Source organism: Acinetobacter sp. YH01020 (genome assembly GCF_013420275.1).
GTDB classification, from domain to species: Bacteria; Pseudomonadota; Gammaproteobacteria; order Pseudomonadales; family Moraxellaceae; genus Acinetobacter; species Acinetobacter amyesii.
Genome location: NZ_VOYN01000108.1, coordinates 1 through 2,988, shown reverse-complemented (window position 1 = coordinate 2,988; position 2,988 = coordinate 1). Strand labels below are relative to the sequence as shown.

2 protein-coding genes are annotated in these 2,988 nt (G+C 36.5%); one reads left to right on the top strand and one right to left on the bottom strand.

What is annotated here, in order from left to right:
- Positions 1 to 379 precede the first annotated feature (379 nt).
- The gene (locus tag FTT85_RS18245; protein WP_180184114.1) at positions 380 to 1,750 is read left to right on the top strand and encodes a hypothetical protein; all 1,371 of its coding nucleotides are present in this window, start codon (positions 380 to 382) and stop codon (positions 1,748 to 1,750) included.
- Between the two features lie 323 nt (positions 1,751 to 2,073).
- On the opposite strand, the gene FTT85_RS18240 is transcribed toward FTT85_RS18245, so the two are convergent.
- Positions 2,074 to 2,640 (bottom strand): recombinase family protein, encoded by a 567-nt coding sequence (locus tag FTT85_RS18240; protein ID WP_000678311.1) that lies wholly within the window; start codon positions 2,638 to 2,640, stop codon positions 2,074 to 2,076.
- Positions 2,641 to 2,988 lie beyond the last annotated feature (348 nt).

Below are 2,988 nucleotides of genomic sequence, written 5' to 3'. Positions count from 1 at the left end.
GTTGAATTTCTTTGTCAGACATAGTGATCAGCATCTATATTTATATCCAGTCCATGGTGATAAAAACCATCATAAACTAGACATTTTTATTGGTGAGAATATAGACACTTTAAATGGGTTCTAACATATGTTATTTCGTATAACAGCCATTATGTTAAATAGCGTTAAAGATTGGCTAATAATTTCTCTGTTGAAAAAGTAATTTTTATATAGGGTTGGTTTACGATTCAGCTCAATGATTCAATAAAAAATCACTTCTAAAAAATGAAACTTAAATAAAATAATTCACAGGCTCAATTCTTACGAGTCTCATGATATATCATATGATTTTTTAACACTTTATAACTAGTTTTCTTATAACTAGTTTTCAGAGAATAAAATGCCTAAAAAATTTATATTGATGTTTACTCTTGGATTTACTTTTAGCTTATCTCAAGCCAATGCAGAAGAATATCCAAACAAATACGGTTCACCAGAAAAAGCACATAAACTTTATGTGAAAGCAAAAAGTATGTCTTCTCACTCATCAGAGCAATTCAAAGCTTATGACGAAGCGGTAAAAGCTGGTTCTTATGACGCAATGCTTAATAGCGCATATAACTTCATGCACTTCACTGGTGGCGCTGAAAACTTCAAACGTGGATTAATGGCAATTGAACCAGCATTAAAATTGAATCACACTGATTTCAACCGTTATGCCCTTATTGGTTATGCATGGACTGGTGATCAAGTTAAGGCAAAAGAGGTCTTAGATCGTGAGCTGGCAAAAGGCGATAACATCAAGGCTCGTTTTGTTTGGGATTATGCTCGCTATACAGGCAATGGCTTCTACAATGCACCTTATGAACCTAAAAAAGTGTGTGATGAAAACGAAGAAAAATTCAATGCCAAAAATGCCAACGAACTTGAAGCGTATCTTGTGGGTCGTTGTTACTTTGACGGTGTAGCTCGTACTAAAGATGAGTTAAAAGGCATTAATATCTTTGAGCAATACAAAGATAAAGCTTGGGAAGCAAGCGACACACTTGGGATTCTCTATACAGTGGGAACCAAGCATACTCCACAAGACTTCAATAAAGCCGCTGATCTTTTAGAAATCCGTAAATCAGTGAGTAGCTTTAGACGTTTACCTGAAGCGAGCTATTACGCTGCCATTATTGAAATGGAACAAGGCTTAAACCGTGATGATCCATTCAAACGATTTGAGTACGCAGCAGGTTATGGTAATTACCAGGCTCAATGGATTGTGAATACATACAAGACCAAAGGCAGCGAAAGTACAAATCCAAAAGATTTGATTAGGATGAATCCCCCAGCAGATCCAAAATTGCCAAAAGGTTCACCTCGCCTACCTGACTTTCAGTTTGTGAAAGGTGCAACGGCTCTAGCTTCTAATTCAAGTTCAGCGCTTACCCCTGAAATGAAAAAGCAAATTGCGAACAGCCCTCGTATGCAACAACTAGGCGCATATTTACGTGCTAACAAAGTTTTGCCACACGATTACACAAACTTGCAAGGCTGTAAGGAAGCTCAAACCGCATATAAATACGGTAAATTCCCAGATGAGACGGACAACATTTACGAAGAATCTGCTGCGGCCTATGCTGTATGTTTAGCTCAGTCTAAACCGTTCCGTGCATTGCAAAAGAACCCAACTCAAATGGGTTACAAAGTACTAGATGATTTGATGAAGCGTAATTATCGAAAAGGATTTGATTTAAAACAACTTTACGACCGTGAATTTCGTTAATAGATAATTTGTCCAAATGATTAAAGCTTGCTTTTAGAAAATAGAGACTAGCTTTAATTAATTTAAATGGACTTTTTTAGTAAAGACCGGTCAACTAGCTAAATTTCAATAACATTCGTGAATTTTTCTACAATTTACATAATACACCTTATACGTAATGCTTGATATTTCTCTTTAAATATCATTATATTAAAGCAAGCCGTTCTGGAATATAGGGCACCAGAGCGGCTTTTTATTGATTATTCATGTTCCACGCTTAAAATTCGAACAGTGTTTCATGATTTTTATAAGTTAAACTAAATTTAGTTGCTAATCCCAATAAGCTATTCACTAACTTGTAAATATCGGTATACCGCCTGACGACTAATCCCAAAAGCTTTCCCTAATGCCATTTTCGATGGATACTTCCCCTCCTTCCATGCTTGTCGTAAAGCTTCAGCTTGGTCAGGCTTTAGTTTATGCACCCGACCTTTGTACTTCCCCTGAGCAGAGGCGAGTTTTATTCCTTCCTTTTGCCGCTCTAAAATGATCTCACGTTCGAACTGTGCAAAAGCACCCATCATTTGAAGCATCAAATTATCCATCGGGGTGGATTCGGCTGTAAAAGTAATATTTTCTTTTACAAACTGGATGGCGATCCCTCGTTTGACCAGTTTATCTACTTCAGTGACCAAATCTTTTAGGCTTCGCGCAAAACGATCCATTGAATGTACAATCACCCTGTCCCCTTCCCGGACATAGTTCAACATTTCCTGAAATTTAGGTCGGTCAGTATTTTTACCTGAAGCACGGTCAACAAAAATCCGGTCGACCTCAATTCCTTCAAGTTGACGTCCAGTGTTTTGCTCGACAGAACTTACCCGGACATACCCTACTTTTTGGCCTTTCACTTTTTCACGCCCCAATTGGATAAAAATGAACAATTTCGTAAATTATAATTCTATAACACTAAAGTTACATGTTACTTATGATTAAAAATAATTTAAATGATACATAATTTCATGAACTTTCAGATTGTAACTTTAGAGTATACTCTATAATTACATATATTTGTTTGAAAATTCCATATAATCTGACACCTCAGACATTTTTTTAAAAAATAGTTTAAGATGGCTTTGTTGCACAAAGATTTGAAATGCAAAGCGCCCCTAATTGAGCCAAATTTAAGGCGTAACTTGGGTAAGTGGTCGACCTAATTCCGTAAATCTGTTGAGGACTGCTACACGTGCATGAATTTC

Coding starts and splice junctions, on each gene's coding strand:
- FTT85_RS18245 (WP_180184114.1), top strand. CDS start 380: ATGCCTAAAAAATTTATATTGATGTTTACTCTTGGATTTACTTTTAGC.